Origin of the sequence: Pusillimonas sp. NJUB218, from assembly GCF_003788685.1 — a bacterium.
Taxonomy (GTDB): Bacteria; Pseudomonadota; Gammaproteobacteria; order Burkholderiales; family Burkholderiaceae_B; genus Neopusillimonas.
Genome location: NZ_NQMK01000001.1, coordinates 372,138 through 396,602, shown reverse-complemented (window position 1 = coordinate 396,602; position 24,465 = coordinate 372,138). Strand labels below are relative to the sequence as shown.

At 56.0% G+C, this 24,465-nt stretch carries 22 protein-coding genes; 9 read left to right on the top strand and 13 right to left on the bottom strand.

Annotated features, from left to right (window positions below; all coding sequences use genetic code 11):
- The first annotated feature begins 18 nt into the window (after nucleotides 1–18).
- The gene (locus CHR62_RS01835; RefSeq protein ID WP_123659808.1) at nucleotides 19–1,005 is read left to right on the top strand and encodes an asparaginase; all 987 of its coding nucleotides are present in this window, start codon (nucleotides 19–21) and stop codon (nucleotides 1,003–1,005) included.
- A gap of 33 nt (nucleotides 1,006–1,038) precedes the next feature.
- Here CHR62_RS01835 and CHR62_RS01830 read toward each other — a convergent pair whose 3' ends face one another.
- Nucleotides 1,039–1,875 carry a zinc-dependent peptidase gene (locus CHR62_RS01830; protein ID WP_123659940.1) on the bottom strand — a complete coding sequence of 279 codons (837 nt, stop codon included), beginning with the start codon at nucleotides 1,873–1,875 and terminating at the stop codon, nucleotides 1,039–1,041.
- Nucleotides 1,876–2,138: 263 nt separating this feature from the next.
- On the opposite strand from CHR62_RS01830, the gene CHR62_RS01825 reads away from it, so the two are divergent.
- The 4 genes from CHR62_RS01825 to CHR62_RS01810 all read left to right on the top strand — a co-directional run bounded on the left by CHR62_RS01825 (nucleotide 2,139) and on the right by CHR62_RS01810 (nucleotide 6,611).
- Nucleotides 2,139–4,397, top strand: a complete 2,259-nt coding sequence (locus CHR62_RS01825; protein ID WP_123659807.1) for a TonB-dependent siderophore receptor — start codon at nucleotides 2,139–2,141, stop codon at nucleotides 4,395–4,397.
- Between the two features lie 89 nt (nucleotides 4,398–4,486).
- Nucleotides 4,487–5,167 (top strand): Fe2+-dependent dioxygenase, encoded by a 681-nt coding sequence (locus CHR62_RS01820; RefSeq protein WP_093969726.1) that lies wholly within the window; start codon nucleotides 4,487–4,489, stop codon nucleotides 5,165–5,167.
- Nucleotides 5,164–6,270: an alpha-hydroxy acid oxidase gene (locus CHR62_RS01815; protein WP_123659806.1), complete on the top strand. Its 1,107-nt coding sequence runs from the start codon at nucleotides 5,164–5,166 to the stop codon at nucleotides 6,268–6,270. The genes CHR62_RS01820 and CHR62_RS01815 overlap by 4 nt, the downstream gene beginning before the upstream one ends.
- Before the next feature lie 59 nt (nucleotides 6,271–6,329).
- Nucleotides 6,330–6,611 carry a peptidylprolyl isomerase gene (locus CHR62_RS01810; protein ID WP_093969727.1) on the top strand — a complete coding sequence of 94 codons (282 nt, stop codon included), beginning with the start codon at nucleotides 6,330–6,332 and terminating at the stop codon, nucleotides 6,609–6,611.
- 62 nt (nucleotides 6,612–6,673) lie between these two features.
- On the opposite strand, the gene CHR62_RS01805 is transcribed toward CHR62_RS01810, so the two are convergent.
- Genes CHR62_RS01805 through CHR62_RS01795 form a run of 3 tightly spaced genes read right to left on the bottom strand, consistent with a single transcriptional unit; the run spans nucleotide 6,674 to nucleotide 10,149 of the window.
- Nucleotides 6,674–7,732: an aromatic ring-hydroxylating dioxygenase subunit alpha gene (locus CHR62_RS01805; RefSeq protein ID WP_123659805.1), complete on the bottom strand. Its 1,059-nt coding sequence runs from the start codon at nucleotides 7,730–7,732 to the stop codon at nucleotides 6,674–6,676.
- A 2-nt stretch (nucleotides 7,733–7,734) separates the two neighbouring features.
- Entirely contained in the window at nucleotides 7,735–8,904 is a 1,170-nt protein-coding gene (locus CHR62_RS01800; RefSeq protein ID WP_093969729.1) for an ABC transporter substrate-binding protein, read from the bottom strand.
- Between the two features lie 51 nt (nucleotides 8,905–8,955).
- On the bottom strand, nucleotides 8,956–10,149 hold the full coding sequence (locus tag CHR62_RS01795) for a 3-hydroxybenzoate 6-monooxygenase (RefSeq protein WP_093969730.1): 1,194 nt from the start codon (nucleotides 10,147–10,149) through the stop codon (nucleotides 8,956–8,958).
- 86 nt (nucleotides 10,150–10,235) lie between these two features.
- Between CHR62_RS01795 and CHR62_RS01790 the strand changes: the two genes are divergently transcribed.
- Nucleotides 10,236–11,141, top strand: a complete 906-nt coding sequence (locus CHR62_RS01790; protein WP_093969731.1) for a LysR family transcriptional regulator — start codon at nucleotides 10,236–10,238, stop codon at nucleotides 11,139–11,141.
- A 64-nt stretch (nucleotides 11,142–11,205) separates the two neighbouring features.
- Here the strand turns inward: CHR62_RS01790 and CHR62_RS01785 are convergent, their stop codons facing one another.
- From CHR62_RS01785 to brnQ, 7 genes are all read right to left on the bottom strand, one after another.
- Nucleotides 11,206–12,450, bottom strand: coding sequence for a TIGR03862 family flavoprotein (locus tag CHR62_RS01785; protein WP_123659804.1), 1,245 nt, complete (start codon nucleotides 12,448–12,450; stop codon nucleotides 11,206–11,208).
- A 161-nt stretch (nucleotides 12,451–12,611) separates the two neighbouring features.
- Nucleotides 12,612–13,346, bottom strand: coding sequence for an ABC transporter ATP-binding protein (locus CHR62_RS01780; protein WP_093969732.1), 735 nt, complete (start codon nucleotides 13,344–13,346; stop codon nucleotides 12,612–12,614).
- A complete protein-coding gene (locus CHR62_RS01775; protein WP_093969733.1) occupies nucleotides 13,343–14,122 on the bottom strand; it encodes an ABC transporter ATP-binding protein in 780 nt (259 codons plus the stop codon). The genes CHR62_RS01780 and CHR62_RS01775 overlap by 4 nt, the downstream gene beginning before the upstream one ends.
- Nucleotides 14,119–16,041, bottom strand: coding sequence for an ABC transporter permease (locus tag CHR62_RS01770; RefSeq protein WP_123659803.1), 1,923 nt, complete (start codon nucleotides 16,039–16,041; stop codon nucleotides 14,119–14,121). The genes CHR62_RS01775 and CHR62_RS01770 overlap by 4 nt, the downstream gene beginning before the upstream one ends.
- Nucleotides 16,042–16,172: 131 nt before the next feature.
- Complete coding sequence (locus CHR62_RS01765; RefSeq protein WP_093969735.1) at nucleotides 16,173–17,384, bottom strand: ABC transporter substrate-binding protein; 1,212 nt, start codon at nucleotides 17,382–17,384, stop codon at nucleotides 16,173–16,175.
- A 520-nt stretch (nucleotides 17,385–17,904) separates the two neighbouring features.
- Complete coding sequence (locus CHR62_RS01760; RefSeq protein WP_093969736.1) at nucleotides 17,905–19,503, bottom strand: PAS domain-containing methyl-accepting chemotaxis protein; 1,599 nt, start codon at nucleotides 19,501–19,503, stop codon at nucleotides 17,905–17,907.
- A gap of 125 nt (nucleotides 19,504–19,628) precedes the next feature.
- On the bottom strand, nucleotides 19,629–20,927 hold the full coding sequence (brnQ, locus tag CHR62_RS01755) for a branched-chain amino acid transport system II carrier protein (protein ID WP_093969737.1): 1,299 nt from the start codon (nucleotides 20,925–20,927) through the stop codon (nucleotides 19,629–19,631).
- A 294-nt stretch (nucleotides 20,928–21,221) separates the two neighbouring features.
- On the opposite strand from brnQ, the gene CHR62_RS01750 reads away from it, so the two are divergent.
- Nucleotides 21,222–21,677 carry a fasciclin domain-containing protein gene (locus CHR62_RS01750; RefSeq protein WP_123659802.1) on the top strand — a complete coding sequence of 152 codons (456 nt, stop codon included), beginning with the start codon at nucleotides 21,222–21,224 and terminating at the stop codon, nucleotides 21,675–21,677.
- Nucleotides 21,678–21,797: 120 nt separating this feature from the next.
- Here the strand turns inward: CHR62_RS01750 and CHR62_RS01745 are convergent, their stop codons facing one another.
- Nucleotides 21,798–21,980 carry a hypothetical protein gene (locus tag CHR62_RS01745; RefSeq protein WP_123659801.1) on the bottom strand — a complete coding sequence of 61 codons (183 nt, stop codon included), beginning with the start codon at nucleotides 21,978–21,980 and terminating at the stop codon, nucleotides 21,798–21,800.
- A gap of 91 nt (nucleotides 21,981–22,071) precedes the next feature.
- The gene (locus tag CHR62_RS01740; RefSeq protein ID WP_123659800.1) at nucleotides 22,072–22,854 is read right to left on the bottom strand and encodes a TOBE domain-containing protein; all 783 of its coding nucleotides are present in this window, start codon (nucleotides 22,852–22,854) and stop codon (nucleotides 22,072–22,074) included.
- 188 nt (nucleotides 22,855–23,042) lie between these two features.
- On the opposite strand from CHR62_RS01740, the gene modA reads away from it, so the two are divergent.
- The gene (gene modA, locus CHR62_RS01735; RefSeq protein ID WP_233574798.1) at nucleotides 23,043–23,747 is read left to right on the top strand and encodes a molybdate ABC transporter substrate-binding protein; all 705 of its coding nucleotides are present in this window, start codon (nucleotides 23,043–23,045) and stop codon (nucleotides 23,745–23,747) included.
- 20 nt (nucleotides 23,748–23,767) lie between these two features.
- Nucleotides 23,768–24,451, top strand: a complete 684-nt coding sequence (gene modB / locus CHR62_RS01730; protein ID WP_370318026.1) for a molybdate ABC transporter permease subunit — start codon at nucleotides 23,768–23,770, stop codon at nucleotides 24,449–24,451.
- The last annotated feature ends 14 nt before the right edge of the window (nucleotides 24,452–24,465 follow it).

The following is a 24,465-nucleotide window of genomic DNA, read 5'->3' as shown; positions in this document are numbered from 1 at the left end:
TTCCAAGGAGCCTTACTGATGACATTGCCACGCGTTAAAGTCGTTGTACTTGGCGGCACAATTACCATGGCGCCCAGCGCTGCACCCGGCATCACCCCCACCCTTACCGGCGACGACCTGCTCGCGCAAATTCCATCGCTCAAAGATGTAGCGCAGCTTGAGGTCTCGACACCCTTCCTGAAGCCTGGCGCATCGCTGACCTTTGAAGACATTGCGGGGTTGGCAAAAGGCTTTGCACAAGATGACGCCAACGGCATCGCCGGTATTGTGGTCGTGCAAGGTACTGACACCATTGACGAAACCAGCTTTCTGATCGACTTGCTTTATGCAGGTGATGCCGGCGTTATCGTGACAGGCGCCATGCGCGGCGCCAGCGCGCTAAGCGCTGACGGCCCCGGTAACCTGTATGCCGCTATCAGCGCTGCCGCCAGCCCCGAAACCCGAGGCATGGGGTGCCTGGTCGCGTTAAACGAAGAGCTGCACGCCGCAGCTTCGGTCGAAAAAATGCACAAAGGCCTGGTGTCATCATTTCAGTCACCAGATGGTGGCCCCCTCGGGTACTTCCTCGAAAATCGTGTGCGGCTGTTGCGCAAACCTGTTCGTCGCTCGACCCTCAAACGCCAACCTTCGGCTTTTCCGTCGGTTTGTATCATCAAGCCATGCCTGGACGAGAACCCCGCCTTGCTGAACGCCCTGCCCGCTTTGGGTTATAGCGGCGTGGTCATTGAGGCCATGGGGGTGGGTCATGTGCCGCAACAAGTCCTGGAGGCAATTGACAAGGTGGTCAAAGATATCCCGGTGGTGCTGGCTTCCAGAGTGCCTGGCGGCCCCGTTTACAAAAACACCTATGGCTTTCCCGGGTCGGAAATCGACTTGATCAGTCGTCGCGGATTGATTCCAGCCGGCTGGCTATCGCCCCAAAAAGCACGCCTGCTGCTAACACTTTGCCTGGCCTGCGGTATGAACAAAAGCGATATCGAAGCCGCCTTTGCCCACTTTGATTAAAAGTGGCCAATAACTTACGGACGGCAGGCCCGTTCAGCCTAACCGCTGCAACGGGTCTTGCCGAAAGTAAGTCGACAACAGCGCATACCAGTCGGGATACCAGTGCGCCAAGCCCTGCGGGCTTAGAAAAAACGCTTCGGCACTTACCGCGAAGAACTCGGCCGTATTGGTGGCCGCGTAGGGGTCCAGCGGCAAATGGCTGAAGTAAATCATGGCAGCTTCCGATTCTGGGTCGACGTCGCGCGGAATACTGTCCTCGGCGTCAGTCAACATGTGTTCGAAATGTGACCAGGTATCGTGCAGCACGTCGGCCCACCGTGCCGGCGAAATTTCGGTATGCGATGCAAGGCTGGGCACACCATCAGCGTCGCCGCACTGCAAGTCAAGCTTGTGCACGAACTCATGAATAACAACATTGACCTCGTCGCCGTGGCCCGGCTGAACATCGTGCCAAGACAGCACGAGCGGACCACCTTCCCAAGCCTCGCCCGAGGCTTCTTCAATATATTCATGCACGACACCGGCCTCATCGACCTCGGTCCGGGGTACCAGAAAGCCGGCCGGATACACGATGATTTCTGTCCAGCCCTCGTAAAGGCGAGGATCAAGCTGCATGACCGGTAAAGCGGCCTGCAACGCAATTGATAGCTGCATCTCGAACGAAAGCGCTAACCCGTGCGCGCCGCTGAACGACTTGCTGGCCAGCACCCAGGCGGTTCTTTGCTTAAGCGCTGCCTCTTCTTGAGCCGATAAGCCACGCAAAAAAGAATGCGCGGCCAGCGCACGTTGCCAGCACGCTGGCGTGAGCCGTGCCATTTGAAAATCAATTTCTTTTTGACGGGCCCCACGCCCACCCAACCAACGAAACACCATGACGCCTGTATTGAATAACGTGAAATTTACCTGGCAGCCTTAAGGTTAACGCGTATCAGGCGTCCTGTGCCGGACCTGAATATCTACTTTTTAAGTATAAAAAATTCAGCTTTCTTTAAACAAAATTTAAGCTGAATTTCAATTTTTATTCAGCCAATTTTCAATGTTGTAAAAGTCGCATAAAAAACAATTGGCTTGGTTTAGAATTTCTGCACCTGAGAATCATTCGCATTATCAATTAATAAGGATAGGGAAAATAAATGCAGTCATCCATTGCGAAACCATCCAAAACGTCTTTACGCGCGGTGCCATCGCTAGCGCTGGCGCTGGCTTCGTCCGCCGTGTTTGTTCCAACACATGTGTTCGGCCAAGCCGCCGACAACACCCCGGTACTGGCCCCCGTTAAAGTGACAGGCGAGCGCGAACAAGGCAGCTACCAGACCCCCGTAGCGTCGCAGCCCAAGTTCACTGCGCCGTTGCTCGACACACCCAAAACAGTGCAAGTCATTCCCCAGGCAGTCATTCAAGATAGCGCTGCTTCGTCGCTGGAAGATGTGTTGCGTAATGTGCCCGGCATTACCTTTGGTGCAGGCGAAGGCGGTCAACCCCTGGCAGACCGCCCTTTTATTCGCGGCATGTCTTCGGGTAACAACGTTTATGTTGATGGCATCCGCGACCCGGGCGGCCAAACCCGCGAGATTTTCAATCTGGAGTCGGTCGAAGTCATTAAAGGCGCAGATTCGGCATATGGCGGACGCGGCTCAGGTGGCGGCAGCATCAATCTGGCCAGCAAACGCGCCCGTCTGGGCAATTCTGCAGAAGGCTCGTTAGGCTTTGGTACCGATCACTACTTGCGCGGCACCGCCGACGGCAACTGGCAGTTCAATGAAACCTCGGCATTTCGCCTGAGCGTACTGGGCGCCAAAGGCGACGTTGCCGGGCGCGAAGCCGTTGACTACAAAAAGAAAGGCATCGCGCCATCGCTGTCGTTCGGGCTGGGTACGCCGACCCGCGTTACCCTAAGCTATTACCACCTGGAAACCAATGGTATGCCCGACTACGGGGTACCACTGGCCAGCAAAGCACCTGCCCTGGGCAACGGCAGCGGCATTCTGGATGTAAGCCGAGACGCTTTCTATGGCCTATATGCGCGTGACTATCAAAAAACCAAAGCCGACATCGGCACGGTGGAAATAGAACACGACCTTTCAGACAAACTTACCTTTCGCAACGCAACGCGCTACGGCAAAACCCTGAATGACTACGTGGTCACCAACCCCGGCGATGGCACAGTAAAGCTTGACCCCACCACCAATACCTACTGGATGAAACGCGGCACAAAATCGCGTTGGCAAGAATCCACCATGCTGACAAACATCAGCGAACTGTATGGCGAATTTGAAACCGGCAGCCTGAAGCACCGATTTAATGCCGGCGTTGAACTCAGCCGAGAAACCAATGAAAACGCCACCTATAACGTCGCCACGCTGTCGGGCACCACATGCCCGGTGACTGCAGGGTTTGGCGTTGGCGACCGTGATTGCACGCCGTTGCTATCCCCTAACCCCAACGACCCATGGACAGGCACCATCACCCGCAATCCGCTAAGCCAAGACCTGACATCCACCACGCGCTCGGTCTATCTGCTCGACACTATCGACCTGAGCGAGCGCTTTCAGTTAAATACAGGTGTACGCGTAGACAACTATCGTCTATCGGGCGATTACACGGCGGGCCGCCCCGCCGTGACGGGTTCTGCAGACGGCGAGTGGACCATGTTCAACTACCAGGCCGGCCTGGTCTACAAGCCGGCATCAAACGGCAGTATTTATGTTTCGTATGCCACGGCATCGACGCCGCCCACCATTTCTGGCGGCGACCAGGAAAGCCTTGGCGCAGACACATCGAGCCTGAAACCTGAACGCAGCAACACCATCGAGTTGGGGACAAAGTGGGACGTACTCGACAACAAACTAAGCCTGACGGCGGCGATCTTCCAGAACGAGCGTAAAGATGCCCAAATTAATATCGACGCCAACACCACAGCTCAGGCCGGCAAAACACGGGTTCGCGGGCTGGAACTGGGAATCTCGGGTCAAATTACCCGTGAATGGAGTGTCTTTGGCGGCTACACCTACATGGACAGCGAATTGCTGAAAGGCAGCTATGACAGCGTTAACGAAGGCGACCCGCTGGCAAATACGCCCAAACACAGCTTGAGCCTGTGGTCGACCTACGCCGTCACCCCCGACTTTACCCTGGGCGGCGGTGCCTATTACGTAGGCAAAACCTTTGGCGGCAACCAGAACGGCGCTGGTGGCGGCACCAACAAAGTGTATATGCCCGCCTACTGGCGATTCGATGCAATGGCGTCTTACCAAGTCAACAAGCATCTGAATATACAGTTGAATGCGCTGAATCTGACCGACAAGGAATACTACATTCGCACTAACGGTGTTCATCATGCAGACTTTGGCCCTGGTCGTCAGTTCATCTTGAGTGCCAACATGCGCTACTAAGCGCCTTGCGACACTGACTTGTCATAAACTGCTTTTCTTTAAGGCCCTGGTCCGGGTCGCCTCTAAAACGGGCGACCCGGCTTGTCATTATGATCATTACGATTCCCGATATCCTCACCCCGGAACAGATCGCGACCTGTCGCCAGGCACTTGCTTCGGCCCATTGGGAGAGCGGTTTGGCAACGGCCGGTCACCTGGCTGCCACGGTCAAAAGCAACGAGCAGTTGCCCTTAGATCACCCGGTGGCGCGGCAACTGGGCGAACTGATTTTGCAAGCACTGTCTGTTCACCCCACGTTCGTTGCGGCCACATTGCCGGCTCGCATTCTGCCGCCACGGTTTAACCGCTATGCAGGCGGCGGCGCTTACGGCAACCATATCGACAATGCCATTTTTGCGGTGCCGGGCACCAGTCAGCGCTTACGCAGCGACATCTCCGCGACTTTGTTCTTTAGTGACCCGGCCGACTACGAAGGCGGTGAACTGGTCATTGAAGACACCTTTGGCACGCAGCACCTGAAACTGCCCGCAGGGCACATGGTGGTATACCCCAGCAGCAGCCTGCACCGCGTCAACGCAGTCACGCAAGGTGCTCGGCTAGCGGCTTTCTTCTGGGTGCAAAGCCTCGTGCGCGAAGATCATCGTCGGCGCCTGCTGTGGGACCTGGATCAGTCCATTCAGAGTCTGACACTGCAAAACGCAGAGCCCGCAGAAATTGCGCGATTGACGGGGGTGTATCACAACCTCATTCGCGAGTGGTCGACGCCATGACATCAGTTTCCCTGCTGCCAACGCTAGCCACAATACCGCCAACCATCGCCTCGGTTACCGACTATATTGACTACGCGCGCGAACGGGTCACGCCTGCCGCCTGGGCCTATCTAACAGCAGCTGCAGGAGACGGTCTAACAGCACAAGACAATATCGATGCCCTGCAACGACTCAAGCTATTGCCCAACGCCCTGCAGTCAAGCGCCAACGCATCAACCGCCATCGAACTCTTCGGCACCGTTTTCCCCTACCCGATACTGCTGGCGCCCGTCGCTTACCAAAAGCTGGCTCACCCTGACGGTGAGCTGGCCACAGTACTGGGTGCGTCAGCCGTGCGGGCCGGCATGGTGGTCAGCACCCAGGCCAGTGTCAGCCTGGAAGACATTGCTGCACGTGCCCAAACCCCCTTGTGGTTTCAGCTATACATGCAACCCGTATTCGAAGACACGCTGACGCTAGTGCGCCGGGCCGAATCGGCGGGCTATCGCGCAATTGTGGTCACCGTCGACGCACCCATTAGCGGGCTGCGTAACGAAGAGCAAAGGGCCGCCTTTGTATTGCCGCCCCATATTGCGGCCGTTAATCTACCACCGACCGCGCGGGCGGGTACCGCACAGGCGGTTGCTGGTCAGGCCTTGGCGGGGCCGCTATGCACCCCAACGTCTACTTTTGACGACCTCGCCCGCCTGGTGGCGCACACCCGCCTACCTGTAGTGGCCAAGGGCATTGCGCATGGCGCAGATGCGCGCCGAGCCATAGACGCCGGGTGTGCCGGCATTATTGTGTCGAACCACGGCGGCCGTGTGCTCGACACCCTGCCCGCCGCCATCGACCTGCTACCTGGTGTTGTACAAGCCGTAGGCCCCCAAGTTCCCGTACTGATGGACGGTGGCATACGCCGCGGCACCGACATTTTGAAAGCCTTGGCCCTGGGCGCGCGTGCCGTGCTGATAGGCCGGCCCCAGATATACGGCCTGGCGGCCGCTGGCGCCGCAGGGGTTGCCCACGTTTTACACATTCTGCGCACCGAACTTGAAATGGCCATGCTGCTGAGCGGTCGGCCCCGTATCGACGCAATTGATGCGTCAGTGCTTTGGGCGTAACACCCAACTTTTGCGTTATCCTGTCAGGCCAACTCATTAAATCGCTTTAAGGATTACTCATGCAAACCGCATCCGCACGTCATATTTTGGTGCAGTCTGAAGACACCGCCAACCAACTGAAAACCGCTATCGAAAATGGCGCCGATTTCGCGCAAGTCGCCAAAGAAAACTCTTTGTGCCCGTCGTCGGCGCAAGGCGGCGAGCTGGGCAGCTTTGGCCGTGGCGCCATGGTCCCCGAATTCGACGCCGTCGTCTTCAGTGCACCGGTTGGCGTTGTACAAGGCCCCGTTAAAACACAATTTGGCTACCACCTGCTCGAAGTCACCGAACGCAACGACTAAGCCTTGTTGCCGCCAGGCCAAAGGCATGCCAAAAACTACGGGCCCTTCGGGGCCCGTAGTTTTTATAACAAAGGCAATGGTGCCAGTACCGTTTGCGGCACCTGCTGCTCGCGTTGCACCTGCTGCTCAAGCAAGCGTCTTGCCCGGACAGCGGCTTCGTCCAGTCGAATCGCCACATTGGGTACCGCGCTGCCATACGCTTCAAGCTGCTTTTGCTGTATCTCGAGCACGACCTGATCTTCGTCAAACGTTGCCGAAATCGCGGCCTGAATCTTGCCAGTCAATGCCTCATCATCCAGATCGAAATTACGCGCCACCGTCCAGAAGTAATGCGTGCTGGTTTCTGTTTCTGGTGTCAGCAAATGCATGACGTGCATCATATGGGCCTCGTCTTTGGTCTTTTCAACCGGATAGACGCCCACATCGGTCATATTGATGCCCGGCAGCATATTGATGGCGGTTTGCCACCGATGAATAGGCCCATTGTGTTTAAGCACCATAGCGAAAAAGGGTGGAGGATCAATATTTGGCATGTCGCGATGCGCTCGCACCAATCGCTCGCCCTCGATGGTGACTTTAAGCGGGTAATTGGCAATCGACTCCTCTTCATCGTTGCCTATCGTGCGCAAGTGCACATAACTTTCATGGCTTAAATCAAGCAGGTTGTCGTTGACCAACCTGAAGTCACAAGCCAGACGGTGATAGCCGATCGAAGAGGTCCACATGGGGTCATCGTTCCAGTGCACATCGGGGATCAGGTCGTCGCTGGCCAACGCGGCATCACCCATCCAGATCCATAACAAACCGTGCCTAACTCGCAGCGGGTGTGTTTGCGCGCACGCCTTGGCCGGAATCTGTGTCTGCCCGGGAATGTCGGTGCACGCCCCCTGAGCATTAAACCGCATGCCGTGATAGCCACACTGCAGTTCGTCGCCCACTCGGCGCCCTTTGGACAAGGGCATCAGCCGGTGCGGGCACAGATCGCGCAGCGCGCTGACCTGCCCATCTGACGTACGAAACATAACCACCGGTTGACCCAGAAAGGTACGGGCAACAAAAGGCGCCTGATCGAGCTCGTGCGTAAAACCCGCCACGTACCAAACATTCTTCAACCAATTCATGGTTACTCCTTACCCATGTCTTTGACGGCGTCGAACTTGTCGAAATCAATCGCGACGGGCTGGCCATCGACCATTTCAACTTTGCGCACATAAACGGTATTGATCACGTCGCGTGTGTCTGGGTCGATGGCAATTGTGCCTCGGGGGCTTGGCAGCGCCAGTCCCTTCATGGCGTCAACCAGACGGGTGCCGTCGACATCGCCACCGGTTTTCTTGAGCGCTTCGTAAATAACCGCCATGCCATCGTAGGCGCCGACAGCCAGATAATTAGGCAATGTTTTATCACCTGCGACCTCTTTGTAAGCCTTCAAAAAGGCCTGATTCTGAGGCGTCTGATTGGACGGTGTGTAGAAGCCGCCCGAGATGGCGCCTACCGAGGCATTGCCCGCCGCGCGAAGGACGTCAGGATCAACCCACCCTTCGGGAGAAATCAGCTTGATGCCGGCATCGCTCAGGCCCTTTTCCGCCCAAGACTTGTAGTACAGGATAACGGGCTCACCCACCGGAAGAAACGAAAAGACCGCATCCGGCTTTTGGTCTTTAATGCGCTGCATGAAAGGGCCATAATCGAAGCTGGTGATAGGTAGCGCGACTTCACCGACGATATTGCCACCAGCTTCGGTAAACGCTTTCTTGAACCACTTTGCCGCTTCGTGGCCAGGCGCAAAATCGGCCACACTAATGTAAACATTTTTCAGGCCTTGCTTGGCAGCCCATTCACCCATGGGGTAAGACGTTTGGGCTGTCGTGAACGAAGTACGCACAATGTAAGGCGAGCGCGCCGTAATAATCGACGTGGCGGCATTCATGACAACCATGGGTACTTTGGCCTGTGTCGCCAATGGCGCCACGGCCAGCGCGCTGGGCGTAAAGTCGAAACCGGCCAGTACATTCACCTTGTCGGCGGTAATCAGCTCTTGCGCCGCACGTTTGGCCACCTCGGGGTTGGGCCCCGCCGTATCACGATAAATAACCTTGATTTTTTTGCCGGCCACTTCGTCGCCGTGTACTTTCATGTAGGCGTTGATACCCGCCTGCAACTGCTGACCGCCGACGGCATATACGCCGGTCATTGACGTGACAACCCCGATACGCAGCTCTTCAGCCGACTGTGCCTGCACGAAAGGTACGCCTGCCAGCGCCGTAGCGACCAGCCATTTTTTTAATTGCATTTTTGTCTCCTTTGGTTTTTATATAGATACTGCTTTGTCTACCACCCCCTGTCAGGGCACGCCAGCGGCGTCGTACAACCACGACAGGCTTTCGTAGCCCTGCTCGTCGTTTCGTGACTGAAGCATCAGGTTGCGCAACTCACGTTTGACGCCATCGGCGTGATAAACCTCGCCATACAGCCGTGCCGTCAGCTGAACACGCCCAGTGCGCAAATAACGTTTATTTTGGTAACTCAGCAGCGCAGCGGGAACATCATCGCCACTGTCCAAAGCATCGGCCAAACACACCGCATCTTCCATGGCCATGGCGGCGCCCTGCGCCAGATACTGCAGCATGGGGTGTGCCGCGTCACCCAACAAGGCCACCCGCCCTTGCGTCCAGGTCTTGACTGGCTCGCGGTCGCACAACACCCACATACGCCAGGTTTCAATTTTTGAAAGCATCTGACGCACAGGCTCGCAATTTGCGGCAAACCGGCGGTGCAGTTCTTCGGGGTCGGCAGACGCGTCCCAACCTTCGACATAACGGTCACTATGAAAAACCGCCACTAGGTTGTAAAGCTCGCCGCAACGCAGCGGATACTGCACCAAGTGATTTTTGGGCCCGGCCCATAACACCATGTCATTGCGACGCAAATGGGCTGGGACTTCTTCGGTGGGCAACACGGCACGGTAGGCAATGTGCCCCGACACGCGAGGCGGACCGTCTTGCAGCATTTGTGCGCGAATCCGCGACCACAAGCCATCGCATCCAATCAATGCATCGCCGGTGTAAGACACCCCTGACTCGGCATAAACAGTGACCTTATCGCCATGCGCCTCGTAGCGGTCGACCTTGCAACCCGTATGCATTTCAATGCCCGCCTGCGCCTCACAGGCCTTGACCAGCGCCATGTGCAGGTCAGCTCTGTAAATAACGCCATAGGGCTTGCCGAACCGATCGACAAAAGGCTGGCCCATGCGCATGCTGGTCACCTGCTCGCCCGTCAGACCATCCATCATGACGAGGTGGTCGGGATAGACGACCGTCTTTGCGACCTCAGCCGTAATGCCGAGTTTGTCGAACATGCGAAAGGCGTTCGGCCCAAGCTGTATGCCCGCGCCAATCTCGCGCAGGGCGTCGGCCTGTTCGAGCAAAAGTACGCGCCGCCCTTTACGGGCCAGCATCAGTGCAACAGCACAGCCCCCGATACCGCCCCCCACGACCAACACTGTGTCGTGATCTTGTCGAACTGCAGAACTCATGAATGCATCTCCTTTCTGATGCATTGTCTTTCAGACCAAACTCTTACTCAATATAATGACTTTAATAATTTCAATTAATTTTAATTATGGAAAAGCTGGCCAATATCGACCTGCGGTTGCTGCAGCTGTTCGATGCGATCTATCAGACCAAGAACTTGTCCAGAGCAGCAGAAATGCTGGACTTGACCCAGCCGGCGGTTAGCCTGGCGCTGGGCCGTCTGCGCAAACATTTTGACGATCCGCTGTTTGTACGCGTAGGCGGCAGCATGACGCCCACACCCACTGCCGACCAGCTTCAAGACATGGTGGCCAACGCCATTGCATTGCTTGAAGCGACGCTGAGTTACCAGCCGCACTTCAATCCGCAAAACGACCATCGCGAGTTTCGGATTGCCATGACGGACATCGGCCAAATTGTTGTTCTGCCGGCCATTTTGAACACGCTGCGCGACGTTGCACCCAATATTCAGCTAGACGTGCAAACCATTACACACGCCTTGCCCGAGCAACTGCAACATGGCGAAATCGATATCGCGCTTGGCTTTATCCCCGATATGGACGGGCGGTTCGTGCAAGAAAGCTTGTTCGAAGAAGGGTTTGCCTGCTTGGTGCGCCAAGGGCACCCCCGTATCAATCAAACCATGACACCGGACGACTACGCGCGAGAAGACCACGTCATAGTGACTACATCGGGCACCGGCCACCTGATTATCGAACGCAGCCTGAAACGCCTGGGTATCGATCGCAAAGTCGGTGTGCGGATCCCCAACTTTTTAGGGTTGGGTACCGTTGTGGGCAACAGCGACATGATCGCCACCTTACCCCGCCGCGCTGCGGCCGAACTGGGTAAGGCTTATGGGGTACAGGTCATGCCGCCTCCGGTCAGCCTACCCTCTTACCATGTGCGCCAACACTGGCACGAACGCATGCAACGCGACCCGGCGCACTCGTGGCTGCGACGCATGATCAGCGCGATCTTCAGAGCCGCCTAAATTTTTGACTTTAAAAGCTGCTACGTGCTGGAAAGCGCGTCAACAAGGGTGCAACTCAGCCGTTTTAGGCTGGTCGCCTTGCCTTCAGCCAGGCGCATACGCCATTGCCGGCCCACAGCCCCTGAGCCAGACAGGCCGTGAGTAAATAACCGCCGGTCGGCGCCTCCCAATCAAGCATCTCCCCGGCGGCAAAAACGCCAGGTATGGCTTTCAGCATCAAGGCGTCGTCTACCGCGTCAGCCGCAACACCACCGGCGGTGCTGATCGCCTCGGCAATGGGCCTGGGCGACAACAACTTGATGGGCAGCGCCTTGATAGCCTGCGCCAGTTGCATGGGGTCGGCCAACGACGTTTTGTCGAGCACTTCGTAAAGCAGGGCCGACTTGACCCCAGTGATCCCAACCCGACTTTGCAGATGGCTGGATAACGACCTGGATCCGCGCGGACGTGCCAGCTCGTTGAACAATGCATCAATCGACCGGTCGGGCGCCAAATCTGCGTAAACCGTAATCGCACCTTCTTGCAAGATCACGTCACGCAATGGCGCCGAAAGGGCATAAATCAGATTGCCCTCGACGCCGGTTTCGGTCACCACGAACTCCCCACGCCGGGTATGCGTTGTACCCAACGTGTCGGTAAAGGTAAGCGCCACGGCTTTAAGCTGCGCGCCGGCAAATTTGGCACGCAAATGCGGCGTCCAGCTCACGTTGAACCCGCAATTGGCGCTTTGCAACGGGGCAATGTTTACCCCCTTTTCTTGCAGCAAGGGGACCCAGGCCGCGTCGGCGCCCAGTTGCGGCCAACTCGCGCCCCCAAGGGCCAACAGCGTTGCCCTAGCCTTCACACGTAGCTCACCCGAAGGCCTCGTAAAACAAAGGTCATCGTCCACCCATCCTTGCCATCGATGCCGCAGCATGAACGTGACGCCCTTGTCGTGCAAGCGCTGCGACCAAGCGCGCAGCAGCGGCGCAGCCTTCATCTGAACTGGAAACACTTTGCCGGAGGAGCCCTCAAAGGTCTCAATGCCCAGGCCTTGCGCCCAACGCCGAACATCTGTTGGCGTAAACGCGTCGAGCATAGGCTGGAGCCAAGGCTGCCGATCACCGTAACGTGAGCAAAACTGTTCGTACGCCTCGGCATGTGTGATGTTCAGCCCGCCCACTCCGGCCCGCAAAAACTTGCGCCCTAGCGATGGCTTGGCCTCGAATACTGCTACCGACAAACCCGCAGCTGAAATAACTTCGGCCGCCATAAGCCCTGCCGGGCCGGCACCAATAATGGCAACATCAAATGAAAGCGGATCAGGCATAGACTGACTAAAAACAAAATGGGCAATGAATTGAGACGCACTGCGACGCACCTGCCGAACGCACAGATGACGGCAACGCGACCGCCCCGATAGTAACGGTTTGGCATGAAAAAAGCCGGAGCACCTTACGGCGCCCCGGCTAAACACAGCCACCAGGAGGATTAAACAGTCAGATAGGTACGGCGCACATTTTCGTTGGCAGCGAGCGCCTCGATAGTGTCTTGATAAACAATCTGGCCTTTTTCAAGCACATAGGCCCGGTCAGACACCAGTTCTGCAAAGTGCATATTTTGCTCGGACAGCAAAATACTGACCCCTTGCTTCTTAAGCTCAAGAATCATGTGCGCCATTTGCTCGACAATTACCGGCGCCACGCCTTCGGAAGGCTCGTCAAGCAATACCAGAAACGGGTTACCCATCAGCGCCCGAGACACCGTCAACATTTGTTGCTCACCGCCGCTCATGCGGCCGCCCGGACGCTGCGGCATCTCACCCAGGTTAGGAAACAGTTTGAACAAACGCTCCGGTGTCCACTCGGGTGCGGCGACGCCATCGGGCCATGCACGCGGCGCCTGGCGGCCCACCGCGAGGTTCTCCATGACCGTTAAATCGGTAAAGACGCGGCGGTCTTCGGGTACAAAGGCCAAGCCCATACGTGCTGCATGATAGGGTTCGGTACGAGAAATATCGCTGCCCATAAACGAGATCTGGCCACGACGTTTTTCGAGCATGCCCATAATCGCTTTAAGGGTCGTAGATTTGCCCGCGCCATTACGCCCCATTAGCGCAACGACCTCACCCCGCCTGACTTCAAGGTCGAGGTCATACAAAATTTGTGCGGCCCCATACCAGGCCACCAGCCCGCGTGCTTCAAGAAGAACTTCAGACTTACTCATGCCGGCTCCTGCGCTTGCACTTCTTTTTCAAAGGTTTTACCCGTCCCGAAATACACTTCTTGTACCTTGGGGTGGTCCCTGATCTCCAATGGTTTACCTTCGGCAATCAGCCGCCCGCGCGCCAAAACAATCATGCGATCGGCATACGCAAAGACAACGTCCATGCTGTGTTCGGTAAACAGCACGGCCATGCCACGCTCAACCACCAAGCGTTTGGTCAGCGCCATCAGGTCGTTACGTTCTTTGGGCGCCATGCCCGCTGTGGGTTCGTCCATCAGCAGTAACTTGGGGCTATTGGCAATGGCCACAGCCAGCTCAACGCGCTTGACGTCGCCGTAAGCCAGTTCGCTGCAGGCTCTGTCGGCCTGGGCCGCCATGCCCACCTGGTCAAGCAACTCAAGCGCCTCGGTACGCTTGTGCCCCGCAGCGCGGCGCCAAGTAGACAGCAGCCGGTTATCGGCCGATAACAGCGCCATTTGCACGTTTTCGACGACGGTAAAAGACGAAAACGTTTCCGCAATCTGGAAGGTTCGGCCAACGCCCAGCCGCCAAATATCGCGCGGCGGCTTACCAATGAGCTCGTGACCATCTAGCTTGATGGAGCCACGATCGGCTTTCAATTGGCCATTGACCATGTTGAAGGTCGTGGACTTGCCCGCCCCATTCGGGCCAATAAGCGCCAGCAGCTCGCCGGCGTGCAAATTAAAGTTAATGCCATCGACCGCCTTGACGCCGCCGAACGACTTACCCAGGCCGTTTACTGTAAGCAAACTCATGACCGTGCTCCTTCAAGACCTACCGCAGGCTTGACACCACGGTTTTGAATATTTGACACCAGTTGCTTGAGCGTACCGGCAATACCCTGCGGGAACAGCAACACAAGAATCAGGATGATGCCGCCCAACATGGCGCGCCAGAACTCTGTATTACGCGCGACCGTGTCGTGCAACCAGGTAAAGGACACCGCACCCACGACCGGCCCCATCAGGTTTTGCATGCCGCCCAGCAACACCATGACCAGGCCGTCAATAGACCGGTTCACGTGCAGGGTTTCGGGGGCAATACTGCCCTTCGAGAAAGCAAACAATGCGCCGGCCAAACCTGCAACGACACCTGCCAGGACAAAGCCATACCAATGGATTTTCTTAACGTCGATACCAATGGCGTCGGCTCGAAGGAATGAGTCGCGCCCTGCCCGCATGGCATACCCAAAGGGTGAAAACAATACGCGGCGCAGCCACATAATGCCCAGCACAACCAGCGTCAGGACCAGGTAGTAGTAGACCGTTTTATTCGACAACCACTCGGAAGGCCAGATACCGGTCAAGCCGTTACTGCCGCCGGTGAAGTCGTCCCACTGAAAGCAGATGGCCCAGGTAATTTGCGCCACGGCCAACGTCAGCATGGCCAAATACACGCCAGACAACCGCACACAGAACCAGCCGTAGAAGAATGCCCCCAGACCAGCAATGACCGGACCGACAATCAGCGCCATCTCCATGGGCAGACCTGCGGCCTGTACCAGCAACGCCGCACCGTAAGCCCCAAGACCAAAGTAAGCAGCGTGACCGAATGAGTGCATCCCCCCAGGGCCCATGATGAAGTGCAAACTGGTGGCAAACAACGCTGCGATGAGAATGTCGATCATCAAAACGGTGATGTAAGGCGCACTGGAAAAAATCCCGGGGGTAGCGACCAGGAACAGCAGGACAATGCCAATACCGATCTTGAAGATTTTCGAGCCCGGCAACAAAGGCATTTCGCCATCGTTGTTTTTATGACCCGCCGCTTGCGGTCGGCCAAACAAACCCCAGGGCCGTAAAACAAGCACCACGGCCATGACCAGAAACTCAACCACCAGCGTCAGCTTCGAGAACGAAATCGTCAAACCGAATATTTCGACCAAGCCAAGCCACATACAGATCGCTTTCAGTTCGGCGATAAGCAACGCGGCAACATAGGCGCCGGTAATCGACCCCATACCCCCCACCACGACGATCACGAACGCCGCACCAATAATGTGGATGTCCATTTCAAGGTTGGCCGGTTCACGAGGCAACTGCAGGGCCCCACCTAATGCGGCAAGCGCAGCTCCGAGGGCGAACACTGCCGTAAACAGCCAGGCCTGATTAATACCCAGGGCGCTGACCATGCCGCGGTCTTGTGTGGCCGCGCGCACCAACGTCCCCCAGTGGGTTTTGGTCAACAACAACCAAAGCAAGCCAAGCACAATCGGGCCAATAAGAATCAGGAAAATATCGTACTGCGGGAAGTTCCGACCCAGAATTTCAATGGACCCTTCCAGCCCCGGCGCACGTGGTCCCAATAGCTCTTCGGGCCCCCAGTACCACAGCACAGCGTCTCGCACCATGAGCGCCACCGCAAAGGTGGCCAGCAGCTGGAACAGCTCAGGCGCGTGATAGATGCGACGCAACAGAAATATTTCGATCAGGGCGCCAAACACCCCCACCAAAAGCGCCGCGGCGACAACAGACACCCAAAAGCCCAATGCGCTTTCAAAGGTCATGACCAAAGAATAGGCAACGTAGATGCCCACCATGTAGAACGAGCCATGCGCAAAGTTGACGATGCGCGTAACGCCGAATATGAGCGACAGCCCTGCGGCCACCAGGAACAGCGACGATGCGCCGGCCAGGCCGTTCAGCAACTGCACAATAAACCCTGAGAAATCCATAACAACTCGCAGCAGGTAATTTTTAGTGGCGGGTAACGCGCCGATAAAGAGCGCGTTACCCGGTAAGGCCGCCTTTTACTGAATACGCCTGACTAATCAGTTAGCGTGCGTGGCGGCTCTTCTGGATGACTTCAATCGGCCTTGCGAAGTGACTTCACATAATCGTCTGAAGGCTGAAGCTTCTCACCGGGGATGTACTCACCGGTCGGCATGACGCCCTTACGGTTTTCTACAGCCAGGCGGCCTACGTAAATGCCCATCATCGACTGGTTATCGAGCTCGCGGAAATACGTAGGTCCAAACGGCGTGTTGAACTCGAGCCCTTTGAATGCCTTGATTAACGCTTCGGTATCGGTAGAGCCTGCCTTTTCGATACCTGCGGCCAATGCCATGACCGTGGCATAACCAATGATGGAATTCAGGCGTGGGTAATCGTCATATTTCTTCTGATAGGCGTCGATAAACGCACGATGCTCTGCCGTATCAATGGTCTTGTAAGGATAGCCAGTAACAATCCAGCCCTCAGGTGCGTCGCCACGCAATGGGTCCAGGTACTCGGGCTCGCCGGTCAGCAAGCTGACCACTTCGCGGCCTTCGAACAGACCACGGGTTTTACCTTCACGTGCAAACTTGGTCAGGTCTGGCCCAAACAAAACGTTGAAAATAGCGTCGGGCTTGGCGTCTTCGAGCGCTTGCACGGCGGGGCCGGCATCCAGACGGCCAAACGGCGGCGCTTGTTCGGCCACAAACTCTACATCGGGCTGCAAACGCTTCAATTCGGACTTAAACGACGCAACGGCGGCCTGACCGTACTCGTAGTTGGGGTAAATCAGGGCCCAGCGCTTTTTGTTCAGTGCTGCGGCGGCGGGCGCTACGGATGCAGACAGTGCATGCGTACCCGCGCGCAAGCGATAGGTATAACGGTTGCCATTGTCCCAGACCACCTTGTCGCTTAACGGGCCGGATGCCAGGAAGAAACGCTTGCGCTGCTTGGCAAAGTCTGTGACAGCCAACCCGACGTGCGACAGCGTCACACCCGTCAAAATATCAACTTGCTCGCGCGAAATCAGTTCTTCGGCAATACGAACGGCATCGCCTGCGTTGGCGTTGTCATCACGAAAGATGGTTTCAAGCTGCTTGCCCAGCACACCACCCTTGGCATTGACCTGCTCTTGGGCCAACAACCACCCCTTTTTGTAGGGTTCAAGGTTGGCCGGCAACGCTTTGTAACTATTGATCTCGCCGATCAGGATCTTGTCGCCGGCTGAAAATGCCGACCCCGAAAAGGCACTGAGCCCCATTGCCATTGCTGCAGCAACAGTGATTTGTTTTAACAACTTCATTACTTTTCTCCCGAAAACTCTGATGAGCCGGTTAGGCACGTAATACAGCAATTACCAATGGCCTGTTGCGAACACCTGGCATTGAGGCCACAAACTCGAAACCTGTCTTCAAAATGTAGCAAACACCGAAAAAAATTGTAGTGAGTACTAAAGACATAAAAAATACTAAGTGAAATGGCGGCCATGCGCAATGTGGGTTCTCCCCAGCATCCCCCCCGTTTTTACCCCTAAAATCGCAACAAAATGAAACAGCCACTAATGGGCAAAAGCCGTCCATGAGCTCAATGCCGACTAGCAGGCGGCGTTCGAAACGTGCTCATGATGCTCGGCGGGTACTACACGCGCTTGAAAAGGAAGAAATCAGCTCGACGTGACCTGGCAGCGTATCGGCCAGTATTGAATTAGCCAGCTTGCGTGGCTATACGTCGACATAAGGCAGTATTGCCGCGATAGACGCGGCAATATACGACGCCAGGAAATCTGCGGGCACCTCACGCACCCGCATTAAAGCGCACGCACCCTAGCGACTGGGCGCTACGATCTTGAACTCGCTGACCAGCTCGGACAACGACTGGGCCTGCCGCCGCATTTGTTGGGACGCCCCGGCAACCGCATCAACTTGCGCTTCATTCTGGACATTGAGCTGATCAAGATGGGCGATGGCCTCGCTGACCTGCGAGACCCCTACGCTTTGCTCGCGGCTGGCGTTGGCAATATCGATCATGAGCTGCGCAGCCTTGTCGGCCGATGACAGAATTTCGCCCATCGTTTTTTCGGCGTCACGCACCGACGCGTGGGCGCGCTCGACATTGCCAGACGACGTCACGATCAGTTCGCGAATTTCTTTGGCCGCCGTTGCGCTGCGTTGAGCCAACGCACGTACTTCGCCCGCCACTACCGCAAACCCTCGGCCCTGCTCGCCTGCCCGGGCCGCCTCGACCGAGGCATTCAGCGCAAGAATATTGGTCTGGAATGCAATGCCGTCAATCACCGTAATGATGTCGTTAATTTTGCGCGAGCCATCGTAAATTTCGTCCATGACTGCCGTAACCTGCCCAACCGACGTTCGCCCGTCCCGCGCGACCTCGGAGGTTTTATGAACCAGGTCGCTGGCCGAGTTGGCATTGTCGGCATTGCTTTTGACCGTCGAGGTGATTTCTTCCATGGCGGCCGCAGTTTCTTGCAGGCTGGACGATTGCGCTTCGGTGCGTTCGGCAAGCTCTGCGTTACCGCTGGCAATACCTGCTGAGCTTTGGTTGACCAAATGGGTGGTTTCTTGAATTTGCCCCACCAACAACTTGATATTGACCTGCAGAATGCGCAGCCATTGGCTAATTTGGCCAAGCTCGTCGTCTCCGCGTGCGGGAATGCGGTCGTAAAGGTTACCGCTGCTTAGAGACACCAGCATTTTAGTGGCGTCGGTTAACGGCGAAATAAGCGAACGGCGCAGGGCATACAACCCCACCAAAATAATGGCCAGTTCGGGAACGAGAAGATAAAGTTCGTTGATGCGACCGTTAAGCACCGCGTTGACGCCGCTGCCCCCCAACACCAACGTGACCAACAAGGCCATTAAATTAAATTTGGTTTTTAGCGAGAACTGGAACAGGCGTCGGGTGCGCGCCCAAAACGACATGGATGTCGGCACGCCATTGTGCAGTACCGTCGAGTCGTCGCCTTGATTCAGGCGCTCGTAAAGCGCAATGGTCGCGGCCAGGGCCTGCTCGGCCGGCTTGACACGAATAGAGGTATAACCGGTGACTTCACCGTTTTTTACAATAGGTGCCACGAAAGCAAGCACCCAATACTCGTCACCGTTCTTGCAGCGGTTTTTAATCATCCCGCCCCAAGCCTTGCCGTCTTGCAGGGTTGACCATAAATCGGCAAACACCTGTTTAGGCATGTACGGATGGCGTTCGATGCTTTGCGGTGCACCAATAAGCTCGTCGCGGGTGTATCCGCTAATGCGAACAAAGTTGTCGTTCGCGTAGGTGATGTTGCCTTTTAAGTCGGTTTTCGAAATGATGGTTTCGTTGGGCCTTAGCACGTATTCTGCTGGCGCGACCGCTCTTCCCGAGGCCACAACGCCCGAATCAACTACCGAAATACCTTGCCGCATACATCCCTCGAGAGGGCGCAAATACTAAACGCCCGAGTCCTGTTAATTTGTTACAAAAGTCGAACAAATCATAGCAAACGGCAAAGCTATCGGGGCATAAAACGGGTCAATCTTATGGAAAACACTTAGGGTGCCGGCGCCAGGCGGTCGAACAAGACACCTACCACCACAGCCACAAAAACCGGCACCAACCAGGCCAGCCCCAAAGACGCGGCGGGCAACGCACTCACCCACTCGGGTAGCCATGCACCGAAACCTGCAGCGTTCAGGCCATCGGCAACGCCAAAAACAGCCGCGACGGCCAGCGCAGGCACAAATACTCGAGGCGCTGATCGCCAGAAGCGCCCCATCAGGCTTAACATCACGAGCGTGATGGCCACAGGGTACATACCAACCAGAACCGGAACAGAAACTGCAATCAGTTGAGTTAGACCCAGATTGGCTACGCCCATGCTGCACAGGCAAAATACGACCACGACCTTGCGATACGAAACCCCCAGCAAGGCGCTGAAGTACTCTCCGCAGGCGGTAATCAACCCTACCGCCGTCGTCAGGCAAGCAAATACGATGACAACCGCCAACAAAATACTGCCAAAATGGCCAAATGTCTGTTGCGTGAAGCCAGCCAAAATAGGGACACCGGTAGTGGCATCGGGGTGCAACCCCGCGCTGGTTGCGCCAAGGTAAATAAGCGACACATACACCAGTGCCAACCCAATGGCCGCGATAATAGCGGCCCATATGGCGTAATAGGTTTGCAAGCGTCTGTCGGTAACGTTACGCCCCCTTATGGCGTTAACAATGACTATCCCAAAAACCAGCGCCCCCAAAGCGTCCATGGTTTGGTAGCCGTGCAAAAAACCTTGTACTAAAGGCGCGCTCTGATAAGCGCCGCGGCTACTGCCAATGTCGCCGGCCGGTGCATACAGCGCAGCAGCACCCAGCAAGACCAGTGCCCCGATAAGCACGGGCGTGATGAACTTGCCCACAGTGTCGATGAGCCGGTTTGGGTACAACGCAATCAACATCACTACGGCGAAGTAAATAACGGAATACACCAGCAATGGCCCCGCGCTGGCGTCGAAGAAGCGCGAGAATCCGATTTCGAACGACACCGTGGCCGTGCGCGGTGATGCAAAAAAAGGCCCGATTGCCAAATACACCAAAACGCCAAACATTGTGCCCGCCACGCGCCCGATCGGCGCTGTGAGCGCAGCAATACCGCCACCCACGCGCGCCAGCGCCACAATCGTTAATAACGGCAGCCCCACACCCGTCAGCAGGAAGCCCAGCGACGCCATACCCATGTCATCGCCCGCCAGCATGCCAACCAGAGGCGGAAAAATAATATTGCCCGCGCCCAGAAAGAGCGCAAACGTCATGAAGCCCAGGGCAATCAAATCGGAAAGTTTTAGTGTCTGCATGTAGAAAAATCTCAGTGGCTTGCGCGAATGTTAGCGCAAGCCCAGGTTGCCTGGGCACGGCGTTACATCAGGACGCGTGCAATCATCTTGTTTCACTTGTTTGATTTTTAAGAGATATTGAACAGCTATTGAACCGCTTTGTTTAGCCTTGTCTAGCACAAACTATGGACAGCAACTGAATGGGACCTTAAATTAAAGACCAGTCCAGTTCATACGAAACGGACGCAACCCGCAACGACGGCAGCGGCCACAGTAAACCGGCCCCGCCGTCTCGCAACGAACAAGGAGTGAACGATGAAACGCTTTCTGATGGGTGCCTCACTGGCCCTTGCCCTGGGTTCCGCACATGCAGCAGACATTGTCGACACCGCCAAGTCCGCTGGTTCTTTCAATACCCTGGTCACCGCCGTTCAGGCGGCTGACCTGGTCGACACGCTGAAAGGGCCGGGCCCATTTACCGTGTTTGCCCCCACCGACGAAGCCTTTGCCAAAATCCCCAAAGACCAGCTGGATGCCTTGCTTAAAGACAAAGCAGGCCTGACCAAGGTATTAACCTACCACGTTGTATCCGGCAAGGTTATGGCCGCCGACGTCAAGCCCGGTCAAGTGCCCACGGTACAAGGCAGCCCGCTGACCGTGTCGGTGAAAGACGGCAAAGTCATGGTTGATGGCGCCAATGTGGTCCAGACCGACATCAACACCGACAACGGCGTTATTCACGTCATCGACGCCGTCATCATGCCCAAGTAATACGCGCGCACCCCACGTTGATGAAAGGATATCTCCCCCTGGATATCCCAAAAAAAGCCTGCCGGGCTAAAACCCGGCAGGCTTTTTTATTTGGCCTGTGCCGCGCCAGACTGCCGCAAGCTACTTAGCGGCGTCTTGCACTTTTTGGCCAGCATTTTCAATGGCCGAGCCCACCGATGCTGCTGCCTTGTCGAGTTCTTTACCCGCACGTTCGGCCGGACCTTCTTTTTCTTGGCAGCCGGCAAGCACAAACCCAAGCGCCAACACAGCAGCAGTAGAACGTATCAGTTTGCCATATGTCATGACTTTCCCCTTTGTGTTTACTAAAGATACCCACGACGAATTGTTGCCTTGATGGCAGATCGCATATTAACGCGGACAACCAAAGCGCATCTTATGTCAGCGACGCAATCACGACCGCTGCCTCATCAACACACAACGTCATCAATGATCCTTTCTTGACTGTTGTGTCAGTCTGCATAAAGCCAATCACCTGCGCACCCGATGTCAAGGTGACTGTTGCCTCGCTCACCTTGCCTGCACGCACGGTGTTTACCAATACACCGTCAAGATGATTTTCGGAAGATGCATGCACGCATTCATTTGAAGCAGAAGCCACTTCAACGGCCGTTGCCTTGAACATAGCCATTACTTGGCGACCTGACTCAAGAGCAAGCAACTGGGCGCTTTCTTTGGTAATACGGGAAACAAGGGTTGAACCATCGTCGAGCGACAAATAAACGCGAACCGCACCACCTGCCCGCTTTATGTCGGAAATCAGGCACATCAGTTGGTTGCGCATACTGGTGCGCATGCCCAACGCGAGCGCGCCGCTGACAAGCGAGGCACCATCGCCCGCATACTCTTGTGCAATTTGATCCGCGACCTGCCGTCTGGCCAGCATGAATCGATCGGCCGCAGCGAGCAATCGATGTCCCGCCGCTGTAACAATGGCCCCACCCCCGCCACTACCGCCAACGGCCTTTTCAACTAAAGGCGTGCCAGCCAGATTTGTTAGGGTCTCGATGGCCTGCCACGCCGCTTTATAGCTTACGCCGGCAGAACGCGCCGCTTCAGAAATAGAGCCCGTATGAGAAATACGCCGAAGTATGTCGAGTCGCTTGTCGCTGGCTTCGTAGCCAAGCAACGTATTCAGGGGTAAAGAAGACATAACCATTGAAAAGCGTTTACTCCGAATGCAGGGTTTGTTGAAATCATATTCGCTATTCATACTTAGAACAACGGTAAAAAATCGTGCTAGCATTCTCGCTATTCAATATAGGAATAGCGAGAATGCTCATGCTGAATCATATCTGTAAGGTCATCTTCCCCGTATTAATTGGTGTTTTTGCGACCCAAACTGTCATGGCAGACACTGTTTCGGTTGCCGTCGCTGCAAACTTTACCGCCCCCATGCAAAAAATAGCGGCGCTTTTCGAGGCTGAAACCGGCCACAAGGCTGCACTGTCTTTTGGGTCGACTGGGCGGTTCTATGCGCAGATAAAGAACGGCGCGCCGTTCGATGTTCTGCTGGCCGCCGACGACAAGACGCCCGCAAAACTTGTTGAAGAGGCGCTGGCGCTGGCGCCGACGCAAATGACTTACGCCATAGGCAAACTGGTGTTGTACAGCCGGAACCCGTCGGTCGTTGACGACCAGGGCAATGTATTAAAACAAGCACAACCCGGAAAAATTGCGATTGCCGACCCAAAACTTGCGCCCTACGGCCTTGCGGCGCAACAAACCCTTCAAGCCCTAGGGGTGTACGCACAACTCCAGCCCAACCTGGTCGTGGGTGAAAGCATTGGTCAGACTTACCAGTTTGTTGCCACCGAAAACGCCTTAATGGGCTTTGTTGCCCTATCGCAAGTTAACGCTGCAGACCAAAAACAAGCCGGATCAAGCTGGATCGTGCCTCAAGCACTCTACGACCCGATTCGCCAAAATGCCGTTGTACTGGCACGGGGCAAAGACAACCCTGCCGCATCCTCGTTGATAAAGTTTCTGCAAACCCAGGCAGCCCACGACGTGATTCGCAGTTATGGTTATGGTTTGCATACGAACCCCTGACATGACATATCTTCGACGCCATGATGTTTGATGAAGCGGCCCGGCAAGCCATTTGGCTTACCATTGAACTTTCGGCACTGACGACCCTGGTCTTACTGATTGTCGCTACGCCCCTGGCCTGGTGGCTGACACGCACATCATCGGGGTTGCGCGCCCCTATTCATGCGCTGGTTACCTTGCCGCTGGTGCTGCCGCCTTCTGTATTGGGTTTCTATTTGCTGGTCGCCATGGGGCCCAACGGCCCGTTGGGCCAGTTCACACAGGCCATGGGTTGGGGTGTACTGTCCTTCACCTTCACCGGTTTGTTAATCGGCTCTATTATTTTCTCACTGCCCTTCGCCGTTCAACCTATCCAGAACGCCTTCGAAGCCATGGGCCGTCGCCCCATGGAAGTGGCCGCCACATTGGGCGCAAGCCCGCTCAACGCCTTCTTTACCGTTGCCCTTCCACAAGCACGCAGCGGTTTGCTTACGGCCGCAATTCTTAGCTTTGCGCATACCGTCGGAGAGTTCGGCGTAGTGCTGATGATCGGCGGCAATATTCCGGGGCAAACGCGGGTTGTATCCACCCAAATTTACGGCCATGTCGAGGCCATGGAATACACCCAGGCGCATTGGCTGGCAGGCGGCATGTTGGTGTTCTCTTTTATTGTGCTACTTGCACTGGCCGCTCTGCGCAAGAATAACGCCCGTGTACTGCCCTGAATAGACTCATCATC

Excerpts from the sequence above, each read along its gene's own strand:
- CHR62_RS01775 (WP_093969733.1), bottom strand. The coding sequence starts at position 14,122 with ATGAGTTTGCTTACAGTAAACGGCCTGGGTAAGTCGTTCGGCGGCGTC.
- CHR62_RS01780 (WP_093969732.1), bottom strand. The coding sequence starts at position 13,346 with ATGAGTAAGTCTGAAGTTCTTCTTGAAGCACGCGGGCTGGTGGCCTGG.
- CHR62_RS01800 (WP_093969729.1), bottom strand. The coding sequence starts at position 8,904 with ATGCAATTAAAAAAATGGCTGGTCGCTACGGCGCTGGCAGGCGTACCT.
- modA (WP_233574798.1), top strand. The coding sequence starts at position 23,043 with ATGGCAGACACTGTTTCGGTTGCCGTCGCTGCAAACTTTACCGCCCCC.
- CHR62_RS01825 (WP_123659807.1), top strand. The coding sequence starts at position 2,139 with ATGCAGTCATCCATTGCGAAACCATCCAAAACGTCTTTACGCGCGGTG.
- CHR62_RS01795 (WP_093969730.1), bottom strand. The coding sequence starts at position 10,149 with ATGAGTTCTGCAGTTCGACAAGATCACGACACAGTGTTGGTCGTGGGG.
- modB (WP_370318026.1), top strand. The coding sequence starts at position 23,768 with ATGATGTTTGATGAAGCGGCCCGGCAAGCCATTTGGCTTACCATTGAA.
- CHR62_RS01785 (WP_123659804.1), bottom strand. The coding sequence starts at position 12,450 with ATGCCTGATCCGCTTTCATTTGATGTTGCCATTATTGGTGCCGGCCCG.
- CHR62_RS01760 (WP_093969736.1), bottom strand. The coding sequence starts at position 19,503 with ATGCGGCAAGGTATTTCGGTAGTTGATTCGGGCGTTGTGGCCTCGGGA.
- CHR62_RS01745 (WP_123659801.1), bottom strand. The coding sequence starts at position 21,980 with ATGACATATGGCAAACTGATACGTTCTACTGCTGCTGTGTTGGCGCTT.
- CHR62_RS01740 (WP_123659800.1), bottom strand. The coding sequence starts at position 22,854 with ATGGTTATGTCTTCTTTACCCCTGAATACGTTGCTTGGCTACGAAGCC.
- CHR62_RS01765 (WP_093969735.1), bottom strand. The coding sequence starts at position 17,384 with ATGAAGTTGTTAAAACAAATCACTGTTGCTGCAGCAATGGCAATGGGG.
- CHR62_RS01790 (WP_093969731.1), top strand. The coding sequence starts at position 10,236 with ATGGAAAAGCTGGCCAATATCGACCTGCGGTTGCTGCAGCTGTTCGAT.
- CHR62_RS01820 (WP_093969726.1), top strand. The coding sequence starts at position 4,487 with ATGATCATTACGATTCCCGATATCCTCACCCCGGAACAGATCGCGACC.
- CHR62_RS01750 (WP_123659802.1), top strand. The coding sequence starts at position 21,222 with ATGAAACGCTTTCTGATGGGTGCCTCACTGGCCCTTGCCCTGGGTTCC.
- CHR62_RS01805 (WP_123659805.1), bottom strand. The coding sequence starts at position 7,732 with ATGAATTGGTTGAAGAATGTTTGGTACGTGGCGGGTTTTACGCACGAG.
- CHR62_RS01815 (WP_123659806.1), top strand. The coding sequence starts at position 5,164 with ATGACATCAGTTTCCCTGCTGCCAACGCTAGCCACAATACCGCCAACC.
- CHR62_RS01810 (WP_093969727.1), top strand. The coding sequence starts at position 6,330 with ATGCAAACCGCATCCGCACGTCATATTTTGGTGCAGTCTGAAGACACC.
- CHR62_RS01770 (WP_123659803.1), bottom strand. The coding sequence starts at position 16,041 with ATGGATTTCTCAGGGTTTATTGTGCAGTTGCTGAACGGCCTGGCCGGC.
- CHR62_RS01835 (WP_123659808.1), top strand. The coding sequence starts at position 19 with ATGACATTGCCACGCGTTAAAGTCGTTGTACTTGGCGGCACAATTACC.
- brnQ (WP_093969737.1), bottom strand. The coding sequence starts at position 20,927 with ATGCAGACACTAAAACTTTCCGATTTGATTGCCCTGGGCTTCATGACG.